This window comes from Mucilaginibacter gossypii (assembly GCF_900100945.1).
GTDB classification, from domain to species: Bacteria; Bacteroidota; Bacteroidia; order Sphingobacteriales; family Sphingobacteriaceae; genus Mucilaginibacter; species Mucilaginibacter gossypii.
This window is the reverse complement of sequence record NZ_FNCG01000010.1, coordinates 35041-53295: the sequence shown is the minus strand read 5'-3', so window position 1 is coordinate 53295 and position 18255 is coordinate 35041. Positions and strand designations below refer to the sequence as shown.

The window sequence follows — 18255 nt, the reverse complement described above, 5'->3', positions numbered from 1 at the left end:
ATAATCATGAAAAAAACGATACTTATTAGTGTTCTGGCCATGCTTTGCCTTTTTTTTAAAGCGACGGCCCAGGACAAACCAACTTCCTCCGCTGCCCCCGTCACCGGGCAGGTTACCGACGAACAAGGCCTACCGTTACCAGGTGCGACTGTACAACTGCTGTCCACTAATGCTATGAGCGTCACCGGCAAAAACGGCGTATTTCGCATTCCTGCCGCTGCTACTTCCGGCACCGTGATCGTAAGCTTCATCGGCTACACGACTTTAAAATATCCCTACAAACTTTCAGACGGCCCTTTGCTGATCCGCTTAAAGCCCGCGGCAAATTCCCTGGATGAAGTACAGGTAATCGCCTACGGAAAAACCACCAAACGATATAATACGGGCAATGTCACTTCGATCAGCGCGGCAGATATCGAAAAGCAGCCGGTATCCAATGTGCTGGCAGCATTGGAGGGACGTGTTCCCGGTATGGTAGTATCACAGACCAGTGGTGTTGCCGGTTCCTCGTTCAATGTGCAAATCCGCGGTCAAAGCGCACTGGATGCCACGTTGTCCCGGAACGATCCCTTATTCGTTATTGACGGCGTAACCTTTGAAAGCGGCAATACAGCTACCAACCAGATCAACTCCGCTGCCAATAACCCTACATCGATCAGTTCCGGCGGACTGAGCCCACTGAACACGATTAACCCGGCCGATATTGAAAGCATCGAAGTGTTAAAAGACGCGGACGCCACGGCGATCTACGGCAGCCGGGCGGCCAATGGTGTGGTACTCATCACGACCAAAAAGGCAAAGCCGGTGAAACTAAAGTAGACTTTTCAGTCACCTCCGGAATCAGCCATACCGGCCGCTCCGTCAACCTGCTGAACACCCAGCAATATGTGGCGATGCGTAAAGAGGCCTTTGCCAATGACGGCCTGACGGTGAGTTCTACGCCCGGCGATCCGGGCTTTGCGCCGGATATCACCTTGTGGGACACCGACCGGTACACAGACCTTAAAAAGTTGCTGACCGGCAACACCGCCCATGCGACCGATGCACAGGCCACGGTTTCCGGCGGAACTGCCAATACCCAATTTTTAATTGGCGGCGGTTACCACCGGGAAACGACGGTATATCCCGGGGATTTTGCGGACGCGCGCGCCTCGCTGCATTTCAATATCAACCATACGTCAACTGATAAACGGTTCAGCCTGCTGTTTTCTGGCATGTATGCCAATGACAACAACCGCCTGCCGCGTTATGACCTGACCCGGTATATCAACCTGCCGCCGAATATCAGGCTCTACGACAGTTCAGGTAAACTGGCCTGGGAGGATGCGGGTATCCTGTATTCCACGCTAGGTAACAATGATATTTTAAACCCGCTGTCCTTATTGCAGGAAAAATATAAATCCGTCAACGCGAACCTGCTTGGGAACCTGCTGCTCAGCTACAAAATAGTACCCAACCTGGTTTTCCGGGCCAGTATGGGCTATAATACCTTCCGGTCGGATGAATCGACGACCCGGCCTACGGCGGCAATTGATCCGAACTCCGGAGAACTGCCCTCCGCAGGATTTGCCGCTTCCGATAACCAAAGCTGGATCATCGAACCGCAACTGGAATATACGAGGGTGACCGGCAAAGACCGGCTGAGCATTTTATTAGGCAATACCTACCAGGACAAGACCGGCAGCATCAGCGCGATGTACGGCAGCAATTATAATTCCGACCTGCTGTTAAATTCGATTGCCGCCGCACCGGTGATCACCGCGTCCAATGATTTTGTGCAATACCGGTACACGGCTTTTTTCGGGCGGATCAACTACCAACTGCATGATAAATATATCCTGAATATTTCCGCGCGGCGGGACGGTTCAAGCCGCTTCGCGTCGGAAAACCGCTGGGCCAACTTCGGTGCTGTTGGCGCGGCCTGGTTGTTTTCTTCCGAGCCTGCGGTTAAAAGATTGCTGCCTTTCCTCAGCTTCGGCAAGTTAAGGGGTAGTTACGGCCAAACCGGTAACGATCAGATCGGTGATTACAAATTCTTAAACCTGTGGAGTAATACTACGAACACGTACAACGGCTTGCCGGGCCTGTATCCCAAAGCGCTGTATAATCCGGATTACCACTGGGAGATCAATCAGAAACTAGAAGGCGCCCTGGAACTGGGTTTCCTTAACGACGCCGTTTTATTCAGCGCGGCTTATTACCATAACCGGAGCAGCAACCAATTGATCAGCTATTCGCTGCCCACGCAAACCGGCTTTTTCAACGTGGTGCGGAACTTCCCCGGACTGGTCAGTAATACGGGCTGGGAAATGACCCTGACCACCCATAATTTCCATCAGAAAAATTTCACCTGGACAACGGCATTCAATATTACGCTGCCCAAAAACAAACTGCTGGCCTTTCCTGGCCTGAGTACCTCCAGCTATGCCAGCCGGTATGTGATCGGGCAATCGCTGAACCTGATCAACGCGCTGAAACACACCGGCGTAGACCCGCAAACCGGCGTGTATACCTATGAGGATAAAAATAAGGACGGACAACTCACCACCGATGATTACCAGGTGCAGGGAAACCTCGACCCGAAGTTTTACGGCGGCGTGCAGAATAACCTGAGCTACGGTGCGTTCGAACTGAGTTTCTTTTTCGAGTTCAGGAAGCAAACCGGGCTTAGCTACCTGAACCAACTGGCCTTTTATCCGCCGGGCTGGATCTATAACCAGCCCGACCTGGTACTGAACCGGTGGCAACAGCCCGGCAATGTTGCTCCCGTGCAGCAATACACAGCAGGCTATACCAATGCCTATATCGCGATTTCCCAACTCAGAAATTCGGATGGCATTTATATGGACGCCTCCTTTATCCGGCTCAAAAACGTGGCGTTGTCCTACCATTTACCCGAAAGCTGGCTGCGGCGTTACCATGTCCGGAATTGCCGGATCTATCTCCAGGCGCAGAACCTGCTGACCATTACGAATTATAAAGGGTCTGATCCTGAAACCCAGAATTTTTATATCCTGCCGCCGCTGCGATCCATCGTCGGCGGTATCCAGTTCAATTTTTAATATAACGATCATGAAAAATAAAAAACTGTTCCGCATCGTTTCCGCCGTCGTCCTGTTTGGGGCCGCGGCGCTGCCGTCCTGCAAAAAGTTCGAGGACATCCCGCCGCCCCAAACGCAGGCCGAATCCTCGCAGGTCTTTTCCAGCGATGCCACTGCTACGTCCGCCGTCGTCGGCCTGTACTACCAGATGATAGCAAATAACCTGACCCTGATGAATGGGGCGGTAACCGTCTATACGGGATTATCCGCTGATGAACTCAGCAATGTCAACCCGAATTCAGACTATGACGCTTTTAAAAACAATGCCATCCCGGCAAACAGCGCGACCATTAATTCCAAATTCTGGACGAACGCTTACCGGTATATCTACCAGGCCAACGCGGTGATCGCAGGACTGGCCGCTTCACAAACCATCACTGCCGGTGTTAAAGACCAACTGAGAGGCGAAATGCTGTTTGCCCGTACGCTGAACTACTTTTACCTCGTCAACCTGTACGGCGACGTACCATTGGTGCTGACTACGGATTACGGGATCAGCGGCGCATTGCCGAGGACACCCGTGGTAACTGTCAACCAGCAGATCGTAGCGGATTTGACCGAAGCCCGGCAACTGCTTTCGGCGACCTATAGCACCGCTACCAACGTGAGGCCCAATGGAATGGCCGCAGCGGCTTTGCTGGCGCGGGTTTACCTGTACCAGAAAGACTGGACCAACGCGGAAGCCCAGGCCACAGCCGTGATCAACGCGGGTACCTACCACCTGGAGAGCAACCTGAGCCAGGTTTTTGTCAATACTTCCGCAGAAACGATCTTTCAACTGGCAAGACCCACAGCGAATACCTCCGAGGGTTCTGTATTCATCCCCGCCAGCGGTTCGGCGAAGCCAACATTCATCATCACCGGTGCGCTGCTAAACGCATTTGAAACCGGGGATCTGCGTAAAGCAGCCTGGTTAAAGACAAATACGACCGGCGGCAACAGCTATACCTATCCCTATAAATACAAGGTCAGGAACAGTACCACCGTGACGGAAAATAATATCGTACTGCGGCTGGCCGAAGTTTACCTGATCCGCGCGGAGGCACGGGCACAGCAACAAGACATCACTGGCGCGCTGGCCGACTTGAATATCATCCGCCAACGGGCGGGTTTAGCGCCACTCGTTATTACTACACAGGCAGGTTTGTTAAGCGCGGTTATGCACGAACGGCAAACAGAACTGTTCGCAGAATGGGGCCACCGCTGGTTCGACCTGAAACGGACGGGCCAGGCAGATCCGGTGTTAGGCGCGTTCAAAGGCTCCAACTGGCAAACTGCCGATGCCTTGTACCCGGTGCCACTGCCGCAAATTCTGCTTAACCCCGCACTCACGCAAAACCCAGGCTATTAATCTTAACAAAACACCATGAATAAATTGATCATCACATTGCTGTGCGTTTCCTGTTTCGGAACTGCCGGCGCACAATCTCAAAAACAACATTCGCTAACAGGTTCTCCCTGTCCTGATTTCCGGTTTAACGAAGTAAAATATTTCCGTAAAGACAACGTATCACCGGCAGATTTTAAAGGGCAATGGCTGATCCTGGACTTTTGGAACAAGCACTGCGGCAACTGCATTGAGAAAATGCCGGCAACCGATAGCCTACAGCATAGGTTCGCAGGCAAAGTCCAGGTACTGTTGGTCGGCTATACCGGTTCGATGTATACGCACCGGCCCGATAAGTCGATCCGGGAGTTTTACAGCGGTATCCGGGAAAGGATGCATGTCAACTTGCCCATCGCCTATGATTCGGTAATGTTTGACAAACTGTCCATCGGGCCGTGCCCGTATATCGTCGTGGTTGACCCGAAGGGTGTTGTCAGGGCCGTAACAACGGGAATCAAAGCCAATGATATGGCCGATTTCCTGGCAGGCAGGCAACCCGTGCTGGAAAAGGCAACGAACCGGAAAGGAAGATAAGAGTACAGTAACGAAGAGGCTGCATCAAAAGTCAAATGACGCGGCCTCCTCACAATATTATTTGCAATAAATCTAGTTATATTAGATACCTGATTGTAAAACTTCCCAAACCTTCCAACCATCATGAAAAAAATGCTATTTCTTTGCCTCAGCCTGGTATTTACTCATATCGCTTTGATGGCCCAGCCTTTCACACCCTCTATCGAATTCTCTAATAAGGTGATCAACTCTTTTAAGCAAGGTTCGAGGGGCGACTACAATTGCGCTTCTATCGCGGTGATCAAATGTACAATCGCGACCTATGGACTCGACAACGTATGGGAACGGGCAATCTGGACCAACGGCGGAGTAAACATAACCCTTAGAAATAAAGATACGGTGAGTCTGACTACCACTTAATTGAAGTTAGCGTCTGATAGCTGCGGTTTTGTACCGCTTGGCGATACAGCTATCCTAAACAAAGCAATCATCCTGTACGCTATCTTGGGGAAACGGGCAGTGCACAATTCCAACTCCGTTTTCGCAGCATGTACAGATTATAAATCCGCGCTGAGAACTTTGCATCACGGCATCAATGCAATTAACCTGCCGCCGTTACTCGGCGTCAATTTCAGAAATGTACAGCATGCAACGCAAGTTAGTTATGTATATGGCACAGGCTATCATGCCGTCTTTGCCAGCATCAATATCTTCGATGATTATGGACAACGGCGCCGAATTAATATCATCAACTGGCGGCACCACATTGGCATTAATCCGATAACTAATCTCACTTTCACTAATTTTATACTGATTGACCAAGGTTAGATCTTGATTGTGCCTGTCAGGATATAATTCGCGTGCGAGAAATTTCCGGCGCTGCGTATCCAGTCGATTCCAACCCCAAGAGAAGACGGTATTACGATATTATTGGGGATTAGTGGTTTCGCCAGGACATTCAAAAATGCGCCCACGTGGTAATTGGATTCCGGAGATGAAAGGTAATTATAGACCAAAAAAGGTATTAGGTTCAATTTCCAGTAATACATAGCGAATGCACCAGAAATCCGGGCATTAGTGATATTGGTTTTCAGTGACCCATAGCTACCGCGGAAATCTGAAAGCGCCACGATTGTTGGAAGCACAGTTGTCTCACTAATGTTTTGGTAATTAAGCAAGTCGTCTTTGTTCCATGCATGTTGCAGCGTACCCGTGATTGCAAGCACTTCAACAAAATTCGGATGCCTTCCGGTCGGCAGCAACCAGTTGAAATAACCCTCTACTCCGTAGGTTAATGGCTTTCTGTCTTCTTCAGCATTGATGTCGGTGTTGTACAGTTTGATGTTGTCCATCTTAAAGACAGCATTAAACCCGCCTGTTATGGCCCCGCCCACCATATCTGTGCGCTTGAAAGTATCGGTTGCCAGTTGGTAACCAAATTTTGCACCAATACCCGGTCGCATCTTATTAAGCGTCAGGTAGCCGTCATCGCCGGAATTCAACATTGAAATTTCACCGAAGATCTGGTGCTTCTTAATCATTGTAACTATACGTTCCCCGGTTTTACGATCGATATACCATTTGGAAACCGAATCTAATGTAAAGGCTTTGGAAAGCGTTAAAGGAGCGGTTGTTGTAAGTTGGACAGTCAGTTCCTGAGAAGAGAAATACGAGAAGATACTTTGATTTTTACTGTCAACGGCAATTGATTGTGCGCTGGCTTTACACATGGTGAAAAGCAACGCCACCCAAAAAAATATTTTTTTCATGAGGAAAGTTTAAGTACCTCAATTTAAGAAAAAAAGGCGGTAAAAGTACAAAATCATTTCCGCAAGCAAATTAACTCATCTGCGACATCGGTAATAACGATACAAAAACAATCCGACCTATTTTTAGCACCTTCACCGGTTTTGCCTGACATTAGTAAAAAAGCGACCATATCATAAACCGCAGTGCAACTGCCCTCTATTTCGAAGTATTCCAAAACTTTGATTGTGGTATATTAGCACACAGGTTCTTACAAACCCACCTAATAGCATCTATTACCTTCAAAATAAGCAGGCCGCATCATTGATTGGTGATACGGCCTTTTATTAACGTTTAAAGTACTTAATTAGGCTTTTTGATCTGATCAGTTCCGGGTGCATTATTGGGATAACTGGTCAGTTGTGAAGCAAAACCGCGCAAACAATCCTTCACGGTACCGGCATCACAGGGTGAGTTCACCTGGCTCTTTTCGGATTGCACATAAAAATCGCTGGAACTGGCTATGGTGCCGGCGGGATGCGCCGCATCATAAGTCACCTCATACCAGTAAAGATCTGCGGCTTTTTTGTGGTTATGCTTTTTAACGGTAGTAAAGGCGCTAGCGCTTACCGCAAGGATAACAGCCAGCATAGGAATAATTGACTTTTTCATTTGTAACGAATGCTTTATTAGATCAAAAAACATTCAGAAAAACTTTAGTAATTCAATCAGATAAATTCTTGCCTACTCTGACGACAGGTTTTCGGCACCTCCTGTGCTATATACCGGCAGCAAAGCTTCCGGTCTAAGCCTTGTTCTTGTCATTTACTTGCCGCTCCGCCTCCTTTCCCTGTAGGTGATATATATACCAGTGACCGTTAACAGCAGAAAAAAGAGGTTGAAAACAAAATGGGTTGTCCAGCCCATGTTTTTAAGCACCCCGCCGCAGGAACAAGGAACCTGGCCGAAAAAATGAGCTAATACCAGCCCGGTATAGCCGGTAAACAGCATCATCAGGACAAGGGCCATATAAAAGCCCCATAATCTTGTTTTCGGGATCAGCAGTAATACTGCCACCACGAGTTCGGTTCCGGGAAGCGTATAAATTAAGATTTTTGCTACAGCGTGCGGGAAGCTCTGGCGGAGCATTTGCACCCTGAAATGATCAAAATCCATCAGTTTGCTGCTTGCCGTATAGACGAAGAGAAAGAGCAATAGCAAGGCGATCAGGTACGGTATGTATATTCGTTTCATAAGGCAGCAGATAATAACCAAAAGTAGACCGTCCGGTGCCTTACCGGGTGTAACGGCTGTTACCAGTTGGGGGTGTTTTGGTTACCAGTTGCTGTGCTGTTTGTTGCCGGACGCGGTTCGGATCAGGCTCTTTAGCGGCGCCTGCGGTTAATGATCCGGCTCAGGCTGACCCGGCTCATGTGGAGATAGGATGCGATCATCCTTAGCGGCGCCTTTTTAAAAATATGAGGGTTTTCCTGGCGGAGTTTCAGGTAGCGTTTTTCGGGAGGCAGGGAACATAACAGGTGCCGTTCCTGTTCTTTTTGCAGGTATTGCTGAATGGCAAACTGTACCAGTACGCGCGTGTCCGGATATTTATCCAGCAGGCGTTTTAGCTGTTCATACTCAAACGGGTTCAACTCCGAACTCTCCAGGATCTCGATATATTCCATAGCGGGCATGCTCCAGAACCCCGCATAGGAAAATATCACCTCGCCCTCGTTCCAGAACCGGATCGTATGTTCCTGGCCTTCGTCGTCATAGAAATAGCTTCTTGCAAAGCCGCTGTTCAGGTACCATAGCCGGTATTCGGGCTGGCCTTGTGCCTGGATGATCTGGTGATGTTTATAGAACTCCTGTTTGACATCCCTGACGACCTCCTGGATAAAACCGGCAGACAATCCGGCGATCCTGTTTAAAAAATCAGTTATCGGTTTCGTATCCATGTTCAGCAAGATTAAGATGAACAATCCCTGTTTTAGCCTTTCGATCTGTCAGCCAAACCAGCTTTAAATCAAAAGGATGCAAAATTAGCGTCCGAAAAATGCCCAAGTGGTGACATGCTGGCGGGGGAAACAAAATTTTAACAATTAATTAATATTTAATCCATGTCACCACTTTGGAGTTTTTTGAAGACTATGTTTAAACATTAAACCTTATTTTATGCATTTAAACTTCAATAACGCCAGTTTTAAAGACTTCGAGAACATCCCGGGACAGGACGTTTTCGAGACCGCCAAGGAATTTCAGCGCTACCTGTATTTCTTAAAAAGCAAGGGACACCTGAACTACCGCATCCAATCCCTGAGCCCGGTGGGCCCGGAAATGGACCTGATGCTGCCAGGCGAAACGCAGCCCACCCGCTCGGTCTGTCTCGTTTCCAATGATTATCTCGGGTTCAGCCAGCACCCGGAAATTAAAGAGGCTGTGATCCGTGCGACGCAGCGGTTCGGTACCGGCTCCGGTGCCTCCCCCGCGATAGGCGGCCACTTTTCCTATCATGAGCAGCTGGAACAAAAGATCGCCGGGTTTTACGGCAAGGAAGAGGCGATCCTGTACACGACGGGTTATACCGCCAACAGCGCCACGCTGCAATGCCTGCTTCATAAGGAAGACCTGGCCATTTTAGATATGGCCGTCCACGCCAGCGTTTATGAAGGGGTGTTAACGACGACGGTAAAAACCTTCCTGCATAACAACCTGGAAATGCTGGAACAGGTGCTGCGGAACGCGCAGGATAAATACCGCACGAAAATGGTGATCATCGACGGGGTTTACAGCCAGGACGGCGACCTTGCGCCGTTAGATCGGATCGCGGCACTCACGCACCGTTACGGCGCGTACCTGGTCGTCGATGACGCCCACGGCATCGGCGTGGTTGGCAAAGGCGGCCGGGGTGTGATCGAGTTGTACAACGCGTTTGACCAGGTGGATATCATCACCGGTACGTTCAGCAAGGCACTGGGCAACATCGGCGGCTATGTCGTCGCCAAGCCAGAGATCATCAACTACCTGAAATACCAGTCCAAACAGCACCTGTTTTCGACAACGGCAACACCGGCGATCCTGGGTATTATCCGGGCGATTGAACTGGTGGATGAAGAACCGCGGTGGCGAACGATGCTTTGGGAAAACATCAATTATTTGAAAAGCGGGCTAACCGGCCTGGGCCTGGATATCGGTACCACCGCGTCGGCGGTGATCCCGGTCAAGATCGGCGATATACCCAAAACCCTCGAAGCCGGGCGGCTGCTGCTGAAAGCCGGCATTTATACCAACCCGATCATGTATCCGGCGGTGTCCAAAAAGAACGCGCGTATCCGAATGAATATCATGGCCACACATACGCGTGCGCACCTGGACCGGGTACTGAACGCATTCAGCGATATCAATGCGCAACTCCACATATCCCTACCCACATGAAAAGCACAGCTGAACGTTTTTTAACCGCCATGGAAAATCAACTGGCGGAGGTAACGCTTAACGGGCAGACGCCCACAGAGCAATACCGCAGGTCCATTTTGATCTGTAAAAAAGCCATGACCAAACTGAAAAGGTACGTTTCCAGCTACGCTTTTGCGGGCACGGCTGAGGAAATATATTTTTTCAAAGAAGTCAAACCCCTGTTCTACAGCAAATACATCTACTTCATTAACATTTATAATTTTCTGATCCAGCTTCCCGCGGGTGGAGAAGACGCCATCCGCAGCTACATCAATTTCCATCTGACGGATTTGCAGCGCTTTTTTGACAGCAACAAAGCCTTTTATCAGTATTACCGTTCCGGCAGCAGCCAACTGGATGAGATATATTTTACCCGTGGCGGCTTTGACGTACAAATGGAACTCGAAGATTTCGAAGAAGATGAACAATATTCCACCAGCCATGACTATAAGTTATCCAAGATCATGGCCAATGAAAAGTTCCAGGAATACCTAAACCTCGAACTCTCCAGGATCGGTAACGGTGAACTCCTACAGAATAACGGGCATAAAGTATTCCCGTTCCATCATCCGAACTGGACGGCCAGCCAAACCGATGCCGTCGAACTGCTTTATTCGCTCAAAACGTCCGGGGCCGTAAACCATGGCAATATTGAGATCAGTGAACTGGTGAGCATTTTTGAGTTTGTGTTCCAGACCGAACTGCACGAAACGTACCACAAGCTTTTAGATATCAGCCGGAGAAAAAAGGAAATGTTCGTCTTCCTCAACCGCATGAAAAACAGCTTCCAGAATTTTATAAACGACAAACTGGGTCTTTTCCTGGCAGGCGGCGCTATTGCCGCTCTTATGTATTACAGTCTTTAAACAACCATAACGATACACCCTTCAGGAATTCAAATACCACCTGTGGGCGTGTTGTCAAATAAAAAAGCTTAACCTGATCACTTTTGTTTTGCCCGGCGGCATGGAGCCGGCCGGTTAAAATAGAAGACTATGTTAAACACGATCTCCTGGCAGCAATACGGTACTGCCGTCTTACTACTCAGTATAGCTTGGTACGCCTACGTCGGCCTGCGCTACTATCATACCGAACTGTCCGCCTGGCTGAAGATCAAGCCTGCGGTTCAAAGCACCATTCCGCCAGTGGCCAATCAACTGACTGTCGTCATGGGTGCAGCTAAACCCGAAGCGGATACCGGCCTTTATGAACCTGAACAATTGCTGTTCTCAGGTGCCGAACCGGACGACATCAGCGACCAGACATTGCCCAAGGGCCCTGCCGACGACCTGCTCGACGAAGCCAAAGTGCTCGTCGATGCCTATCGTGAGAACGACAATAAAACGGAGTTCCTTTCCCTTTTTAAGCTATTACTTAATAAATATGAAGTGTTCCGCGATGAGATCAGCCTTCCGGCCGTTATCCGCCCGCTGAGCGAATTTGCCGGTACCCGGCTGCCTTTCAGGCTGCAGGAAACCGAATGGCCATCAACCTTTTAAATAGACGTACAATGAAAAAGACATTCAAAACCCTATACGCGGGATTTATCCTCTCACTCATCGGCTTAAGCGCGTATGCACAGGATGGCAACGCGGGCATCAATGAAGCCACCACCCAGGTTAAAAGCTATTTCTCCACCGGAACGAACCTGATGTATGCTATCGGTGCCATTGTCGGGCTGGTCGGGGCAATAAAAGTTTATAAAAAGTGGAACGACGGTGAACACGATACCGGCAAGGTTGCCTCCAGCTGGTTTGGCAGTTGTATCTTTTTGGTGGTTGTCGCCACTGTCCTTAAATCATTTTTCGGCGTATGAAGCCCCACCCAACCCTCCCCGGAAGGGAGGGCTTAAATAGTTAAAAACATGAGTTATATCATCAACAAGGGCATCAATCGCCCGATCGAGTTCAAGGGGCTCAAGGCCCAATACATCGGCTATTTAGGCGGCGGCCTGGTCGCATTGCTCGTTTTTTTCGCTGTGCTCTACCTGATCGGCACGGCGATCTACCTGTGTATTATCATTATCGCCGCTTTAGGCAGTGCGCTATTCTACAAGGTATTCGACCTGAGCCACCAGTACGGAGAGCATGGGCTGATGAAAAGAAATGCGCGGAGATACCTGCCCACTTACTTAAAATTCACGTCAAGGAGGTTATTTTATGAAAAATGCTGAACAAGTGTTTCCGATCTATAAGGTCGAACACGACACCTTACTATCGATGCAGGGCGAATTAAGTGTCGCTTACGAACTTCGCCTGCCCGAATTGTTCACGCTGTCGAATGATGAGTATATGGCCTTTCACCAGACCTGGGTAAAAGCGATCAAACTCCTGCCGAAAAACAGCATCTTTCATAAACAGGACTGGTTTATTGAGACCGGGTACGATGCCGTATTTGGAGACCAGACCTTTCTCAGCCATGCCAGTGAGCGTTTTTTTAACGAGCGGCCTTATCTCGCGCACCATTGTTTATTGATCCTGACCAAAAGGCCCGACAACTTTAAACCGGTCAGCAGCGCTGCCAGCAGCCTGATGCGGAAACACCTGGCCCCGGCACAAGCCACCGACGAGGTGTTGTTCCGGGATTTCCTAGACAGCGCGGGCCAGTTCAAACGGGTAATGGAGGACAGCGGCCTGGTGAGTATGCGGCAGCTACGGGATAACGAACTCGCCGGGACACTGGTCAGGCCGGGTATCCTGGAGCAATACTGCTTCCTGCTTGATAAAGATGACAAGCCGGAACTGAAGGATATTCATTTGAAAGATGAACTGCGGATCGGCGATAACCGCTGCCAGTTGTATACGCTGGCCGAGGCCGAACACTTGCCGGCGCTCTGTGGCCCGCGCATTACCTATGACCAATACAGCACGGATAAAACCAAATTCAGTACCGGCTTTGCCAGCCCCGTTGGCGCCCTGCTGAACTGCAACCATATTTATAACCAGTATTTATTCATTGAAGACAGTGCCAAAACCCTAAAAAAACTGGAAGCCAAAAAGCTGCGCCTGCAATCACTATCGGCATACTCCCGCGAAAACGCAATCGGCCGTGATGCCACACAAGAGTTTTTGCACGAAGCGATCAGCCAGCAACGGCTTCCGGTTAAGGCACATTTCAACATCCTGGCCTGGACCAGCGACAAGGCCCAACTGAAGGATGTCAAAAACAAAGTCAGTTCGGCCCTCGCGGCTTTAGACGCGCAGCCCAAACAGGAAACGGATGGCGCCCCGCAAATCTGGTGGGCCGGCCTGCCGGGTAACAGCGGTAACTTCCCGATGAACGATACCTTTGATACATTCGCCGAGCAAGCCGCCTGTTTTTTCAACCTGGAAACCAATTACCGCTCTTCCTTATCGCCCTGCGGCATCCGCCTGGGCGACCGATTATCAGGCAGACCGCTGCATGTCGACCTGAGCGATGAACCCATGAAAAGCGGAATCACGACCAACCGCAACAAGTTTATTTTAGGGCCATCCGGCAGCGGCAAATCCTTTTTCACCAATCACCTGCTGCGAAGTTATTATGAACAGGGTGCCCATATCGTACTGGTGGATGTGGGGCATAGCTATGAAGGGCTTTGCGAATTCGTCGATGGGTATTATTTCACCTATTCAGAAGACAGCCCGATCAGCTTTAATCCATTTTATGTAGCTGAAGGCGATACGCTGGACACCGAAAAACGGGAAAGCATCAAGGCGATGATCCTGGCCCTTTGGAAAAAAGAGGATGAAGGCGTACAGCGTTCGGAATATATCGCCATATCCGATGCCCTGTACCACTACTATGAACAACTGGAAGGTTTTGCCTGCTTCGATACCTTTTACGAATTTCTGAAAGGCGATTTCTACGAAGCGATGAAGCAAAGCAAGGTGAAAGACCAGCACTTTGATATCGATAACCTGCTTTTCGTCCTGCGGCCATATTACAAAGGCGGTGAATACGATTACCTGCTCAATGCCACGGAAAATCTTGACCTGCTGCACCGGCGTTTTATCGTTTTTGAACTGGACAATATCAAAGATCACCCGATCCTGTTCCCGGTAGTAACGCTCATTATCATGGAAACATTCGTTTCCAAAATGCGCAAACTACCTAAGGAGACACGTAAAATGATCCTGATCGAGGAAGCCTGGAAAGCCATTGCCCGCGAAGGGATGGCAGAATACATCAAATATCTTTTTAAGACCGTCAGAAAGTATTTCGGTGAGGCACTCGTCGTCACCCAGGACATCGAAGATATTATCAGTTCACCCGTGGTGAAGCAGGCGATCATCAATAACAGTGACTGTAAGATCCTCCTTGACCAACGCAAATACCAGAATGATTTTCCAAAAATACAGCAACTCTTAGGCATCACGGATAAGGAAACGGCGCTCATTATGAGTATGAACCGGGCCAACGATGAGCGCTATAAATACAAGGAAGTATTTATCAGCCTGAACGGCCAGCTATCGAGGGTTTACCGTACGGAAGTCAGCCCGGAAGAATACTGGACCTACACGACGGAATCCGCAGAAAAAGCCAGGGTCAAAGCTTATCAAAAGAAGTACGGCGATATCCGTAAAGCCATCGCGGTCATCGTCCAGGAAGAAAAACAAACTAAAAATAATGCCGCATGAAAAAGTTAATGATCGGAAGTATTGTATCACTTACAGTCGGGCTATTTGCCGGCTGCGGACCCAAAAACCACGAAGGCACTTATGTTGCTAACGTAAAAAGCGAATATTCTGTGGCAGAGGACACAATCGTGCTTAAGGGCAACATAATAACCAACCGTGTTGGTTACAGAAGAATTTTGAATGGCGAATTTAAACCAAAAGAATTCAGCTTAAAGAAATGGATTCTGAATGCTCCCGATGCACCGATCATAGAATTCGGCGAGCATCAGATTACTATCGGTAAAACCGTGTATAAGCAAATCGATCAATGAAAAAAGCAGTACTGATCATGGCGATCATATTGATTGGCTATAATAGCCGGTCAAACGCGCAGATACCAATTGCTGAGGCTGTAAAGCTTGTCGTTAAAAAAGTGATCAAAGCCATTGACCTGAAGGTGCAGCGCATGCAGAACAATACCATCTGGCTGCAAAACGCACAGAAAACATTAGAAAACGAGTTATCCCGGTTCAGACTGAACGAGATTTCCAACTGGTCAGAAAAGCAACGCTCACTCTATGACGAATACTACCAGGAATTGTGGCAGGTCAAATCAACGATTGCGTACTATCAGCGCGTTAAGGACCTTGCCCTGAAACAGGTAGCCATGGTTGGTGAATACCGGCGGGCCTGGCAATTATTCCGGTCAGATAAGCACTTCCGGCCGGAAGAGGTCGACGAGATGCAGCGGGTTTACCTGGGCATCCTCGATGCCAGCGCGAAAAACCTCGACCAGATCATGCTGGCGGTGAACCCCGGAAAAACTCAAATGACCGACCAGCAACGGCTCGAAGCGATCAACCTTGCCGGTGACCGGCTGGATGAGAACTACGATGACCTGAAACAGTATAATAACCAGAATATGATCCTGAGTCTGCACCGCAGCAAAGATCTGAACGAAATACAAACCATCAAAAATTATTATGGCCTTCATTAAATTAACCTGTTTGTTCCTGCTATTCGGCCTTACCACCCGGGCACAAACTTTCGCGGAATGGTTCAGGCAAAAAAGCACCCAGAAGAAATACCTCTATCAGCAGATCGCTGCCCTGCAAATCTATAGCGGATACCTTCACAAGGGATATAGCATTGCTAAAGGCGGGCTGGGTTCTATAGGCGGTTATATTGGAAATGAATACGGTTTGCACGGCAGTTATTATGCCCACCTGAAAACCGTATCCGTCCCGGTTAAAAATAACCCCCAGATCAACGATATCCTCCGCTGGCAGCAGGATATTTTACAGAAAGCGGGGCAACTGAAAGCTCAAAGCGGGTTAACAAGCAATGAAACGCATTATGTTGACAAGGTATGCGACGCCTTGCTCAGTGACTGCGATGCCCGGTTAAACGATCTGCAAACCATCCTGGCGGATCAAAAAACCGAAATGAGCGACGAAGAGCGAATCCGGCAGATCGCAAGGTTGCATCAGGCGATGCAGGATAATTACCGTTTCGCGGCCGGCTTCCAGGCCCAGCTGCAACTCTATGTCCGCGATAAAAAACAACAGATTCAGGATATAAACACCTTAAATCATTGGTATGCAAACCGTTAAAACACCCAGCCGCCTTGCAGCTATATTGCTGATGCTGCTATGCTTCGCACCACGGGCCAAAGCCCAAAGTGATGAACTGCAGCAATTATTGCTGAACATCGAAAAACTGACCCAGTTTAAGGCCATTCTTTCGGATATGAAAAAAGGATACCAGATCTATCAGCAAGGCTACGGTACCATATCCAATTTGTCAAAAGGCAATTTCGACCTGCACAATATTTACCTGACCGGATTGATGGCGGTGAACCCGGAAGTACTGAATAACCCGAGGGTTAGCCAGATTGTCAGTCAGCAGAGCGATATCCTCCGTGAATACCGGCATTATGCGGGTCTGTTCCGGCAGAGCGGATCGTTCAGCCCGGCTGAATTGGCCTATATGGATAACGTCTTTAACCAATTGGTTAAACAAAGCAATGCCAATGTGGATGACCTGGCCAATGTAACGACCGCGGGAAAGCTGCGCATGTCCGATGACGACCGCTTACGGGCCATTGACCGCATTTACAACAGCAGTTCCGACCAGCTGCAGTTCCTGCGATTTTTCAACCGGCAGGCGGTTATGCTGAGTTTGCGGCGAAGTAAGGATCTGAATGATACGAAAACGCTGAAGCGGCTTTACAGGACAAACTAAATCGAACTTTATGAAAAAGAAGCTATTATTAAGCGCCATACTGGCGCTGACGGGGATATTCATTCCCTTATTTTCCAGGGCCGACGGGCTGGTAGATGACATTCACGGCCTGCAAAGTGTTCTGGATAACGTTTATTCCGAAATGCTCCCGATGTGCAGCCAACTGATCGGCGTGGCCCGCGGCATCGCCGCCTTCGGTGCGCTTTGGTATATCGCCGCAAGGGTCTGGCGGCACCTGGCCAATGCTGAGGCCGTCGACTTTTACCCGCTGATGCGGCCATTCGGGTTAGGAATGGCGATCCTGTTATTCCCCACCGTGATCGCGGTGATCAACGGTGTGATGAACCCGGTCGTTACCGTCACCGGCGGCATGGTCCGAAATTCAGATGCCGCTATTGCCAAACTGCTGGCCCAGAAAGAGGCAGCTATCGAGAAAACAAATACCTGGCAGATATATGTCGGTGATAGCGGTGAAGGTGACCGTGATAAATGGTATAAATATACTCATCCCGATGATCCCGAAGGAAAAGATGATAAGATGCTCTCGAGCCTCGGTAACGATGTCAAATTCGCCATGGACAAAGCCAGCTATAAGTTCCGCAACAGCGTGAAACAATGGATGTCGGAAGTGCTACAGGTAGTTTATGAAGCCGCGGCCTTATGTATCAATACCATCCGGACCTTTTACCTCGTGGTACTAGCCATACTTGGCCCGTTAGTATTCGGCCTTTCCGTCTTTGATGGTTTCCAGCATACGCTGACGACCTGGCTGGCTAAATACCTGAATGTCTTTCTGTGGTTACCTGTCGCCAATATTTTCGGCAGCATTATCGGGAAAGTACAGGAAAATATGCTGAGGCTGGATATCCAGCAGGTACAAAGCGCGGGCGATACGTTCTTCAGTTCCACCGATACAGCCTACCTCATTTTTCTACTCATCGGCATCGTCGGCTATTTTACGGTGCCCGCGGTTGCCGGTTATATCATCAATCCCGGTGGTGGCAACGGTTTATTAAACAAGGTCACCAATCTGACCATGGGCGGCGTCAGTTCGGTAACGTCAACCGTCGGTGCGGCTGCGGGCGGCCGCATGGCCGAGGGTTTTAAAAACATCATCAACACGCCCGGGTATATCGCCGAAGGCTACCATTCGGCGGGTTCAAATAATGCCCAGGCGGAAAAACTAAATGGTAATCCTAAAAAACAATGA

General features: G+C 49.2%; 21 protein-coding genes. 17 read left to right on the top strand and 4 right to left on the bottom strand.

Going from position 1 to position 18255, the window contains the following annotated elements:
* The first annotated feature begins 39 nt into the window (after positions 1-39).
* The 6 genes from BLS28_RS17985 (at position 40) to BLS28_RS30920 (ending at position 5829) form a co-directional block, all read left to right on the top strand.
* The gene (locus BLS28_RS17985) at positions 40-819 is read left to right on the top strand and encodes a TonB-dependent receptor plug domain-containing protein (protein ID WP_176844501.1); all 780 of its coding nucleotides are present in this window, start codon (positions 40-42) and stop codon (positions 817-819) included.
* A 20-nt stretch (positions 820-839) separates the two neighbouring features.
* A complete protein-coding gene (locus BLS28_RS17980; RefSeq protein ID WP_256337483.1) occupies positions 840-3062 on the top strand; it encodes a SusC/RagA family TonB-linked outer membrane protein in 2223 nt (740 codons plus the stop codon).
* Between the two features lie 10 nt (positions 3063-3072).
* Positions 3073-4452, top strand: a complete 1380-nt coding sequence (locus BLS28_RS17975; RefSeq protein ID WP_091170500.1) for a RagB/SusD family nutrient uptake outer membrane protein — start codon at positions 3073-3075, stop codon at positions 4450-4452.
* A gap of 15 nt (positions 4453-4467) precedes the next feature.
* Positions 4468-5022 carry a TlpA family protein disulfide reductase gene (locus tag BLS28_RS17970; RefSeq protein ID WP_091170498.1) on the top strand — a complete coding sequence of 185 codons (555 nt, stop codon included), beginning with the start codon at positions 4468-4470 and terminating at the stop codon, positions 5020-5022.
* 132 nt (positions 5023-5154) lie between these two features.
* Entirely contained in the window at positions 5155-5421 is a 267-nt protein-coding gene (locus tag BLS28_RS17965) for a hypothetical protein (RefSeq protein ID WP_143020809.1), read from the top strand.
* A complete protein-coding gene (locus BLS28_RS30920) occupies positions 5422-5829 on the top strand; it encodes a hypothetical protein (RefSeq protein ID WP_091170491.1) in 408 nt (135 codons plus the stop codon).
* Here BLS28_RS30920 and BLS28_RS17955 read toward each other — a convergent pair.
* From BLS28_RS17955 to BLS28_RS17940, 4 genes are all read right to left on the bottom strand, one after another.
* The gene (locus BLS28_RS17955; RefSeq protein ID WP_091170488.1) at positions 5826-6770 is read right to left on the bottom strand and encodes a hypothetical protein; all 945 of its coding nucleotides are present in this window, start codon (positions 6768-6770) and stop codon (positions 5826-5828) included. The two genes, BLS28_RS30920 and BLS28_RS17955, sit on opposite strands and share 4 nt — an antisense overlap.
* A 340-nt stretch (positions 6771-7110) precedes the next feature.
* The gene (locus tag BLS28_RS17950) at positions 7111-7419 is read right to left on the bottom strand and encodes a DUF6520 family protein (RefSeq protein ID WP_143020808.1); all 309 of its coding nucleotides are present in this window, start codon (positions 7417-7419) and stop codon (positions 7111-7113) included.
* Positions 7420-7572: 153 nt separating this feature from the next.
* Positions 7573-8001: a MauE/DoxX family redox-associated membrane protein gene (locus BLS28_RS17945; RefSeq protein WP_091170480.1), complete on the bottom strand. Its 429-nt coding sequence runs from the start codon at positions 7999-8001 to the stop codon at positions 7573-7575.
* Positions 8002-8132: 131 nt separating this feature from the next.
* The gene (locus BLS28_RS17940) at positions 8133-8705 is read right to left on the bottom strand and encodes a Crp/Fnr family transcriptional regulator (protein WP_091170477.1); all 573 of its coding nucleotides are present in this window, start codon (positions 8703-8705) and stop codon (positions 8133-8135) included.
* Positions 8706-8922: 217 nt separating this feature from the next.
* Here BLS28_RS17940 and BLS28_RS17935 point away from each other — a divergent pair, with 217 nt between their 5' ends.
* From BLS28_RS17935 to traJ, 11 genes are all read left to right on the top strand, one after another.
* Complete coding sequence (locus BLS28_RS17935) at positions 8923-10182, top strand: aminotransferase class I/II-fold pyridoxal phosphate-dependent enzyme (RefSeq protein WP_091170474.1); 1260 nt, start codon at positions 8923-8925, stop codon at positions 10180-10182.
* A complete protein-coding gene (locus BLS28_RS17930) occupies positions 10179-11069 on the top strand; it encodes an RteC domain-containing protein (RefSeq protein WP_091170472.1) in 891 nt (296 codons plus the stop codon). Before BLS28_RS17935 ends, BLS28_RS17930 begins: the two co-directional genes overlap by 4 nt.
* 129 nt (positions 11070-11198) lie before the next feature.
* On the top strand, positions 11199-11702 hold the full coding sequence (locus tag BLS28_RS17925) for a hypothetical protein (RefSeq protein ID WP_091170469.1): 504 nt from the start codon (positions 11199-11201) through the stop codon (positions 11700-11702).
* An 11-nt stretch (positions 11703-11713) separates the two neighbouring features.
* Positions 11714-12019, top strand: coding sequence for a DUF4134 domain-containing protein (locus BLS28_RS17920; RefSeq protein ID WP_091170466.1), 306 nt, complete (start codon positions 11714-11716; stop codon positions 12017-12019).
* Positions 12020-12067: 48 nt separating this feature from the next.
* Positions 12068-12376, top strand: coding sequence for a DUF4133 domain-containing protein (locus BLS28_RS17915; protein ID WP_091170462.1), 309 nt, complete (start codon positions 12068-12070; stop codon positions 12374-12376).
* Positions 12363-14822: a TraG family conjugative transposon ATPase gene (locus BLS28_RS17910; protein WP_091170458.1), complete on the top strand. Its 2460-nt coding sequence runs from the start codon at positions 12363-12365 to the stop codon at positions 14820-14822. Before BLS28_RS17915 ends, BLS28_RS17910 begins: the two co-directional genes overlap by 14 nt.
* Positions 14819-15133 carry a hypothetical protein gene (locus BLS28_RS17905; protein ID WP_091170456.1) on the top strand — a complete coding sequence of 105 codons (315 nt, stop codon included), beginning with the start codon at positions 14819-14821 and terminating at the stop codon, positions 15131-15133. The genes BLS28_RS17910 and BLS28_RS17905 overlap by 4 nt, the downstream gene beginning before the upstream one ends.
* Positions 15130-15798, top strand: a complete 669-nt coding sequence (locus tag BLS28_RS17900; RefSeq protein ID WP_091170452.1) for a conjugal transfer protein TraI — start codon at positions 15130-15132, stop codon at positions 15796-15798. The genes BLS28_RS17905 and BLS28_RS17900 overlap by 4 nt, the downstream gene beginning before the upstream one ends.
* A complete protein-coding gene (locus tag BLS28_RS17895; protein ID WP_091170448.1) occupies positions 15785-16414 on the top strand; it encodes a hypothetical protein in 630 nt (209 codons plus the stop codon). The genes BLS28_RS17900 and BLS28_RS17895 overlap by 14 nt, the downstream gene beginning before the upstream one ends.
* Positions 16401-17045 (top strand): hypothetical protein, encoded by a 645-nt coding sequence (locus BLS28_RS17890; protein WP_091170445.1) that lies wholly within the window; start codon positions 16401-16403, stop codon positions 17043-17045. The genes BLS28_RS17895 and BLS28_RS17890 overlap by 14 nt, the downstream gene beginning before the upstream one ends.
* A 10-nt stretch (positions 17046-17055) precedes the next feature.
* On the top strand, positions 17056-18255 hold the full coding sequence (traJ, locus tag BLS28_RS17885) for a conjugative transposon protein TraJ (RefSeq protein ID WP_091170443.1): 1200 nt from the start codon (positions 17056-17058) through the stop codon (positions 18253-18255).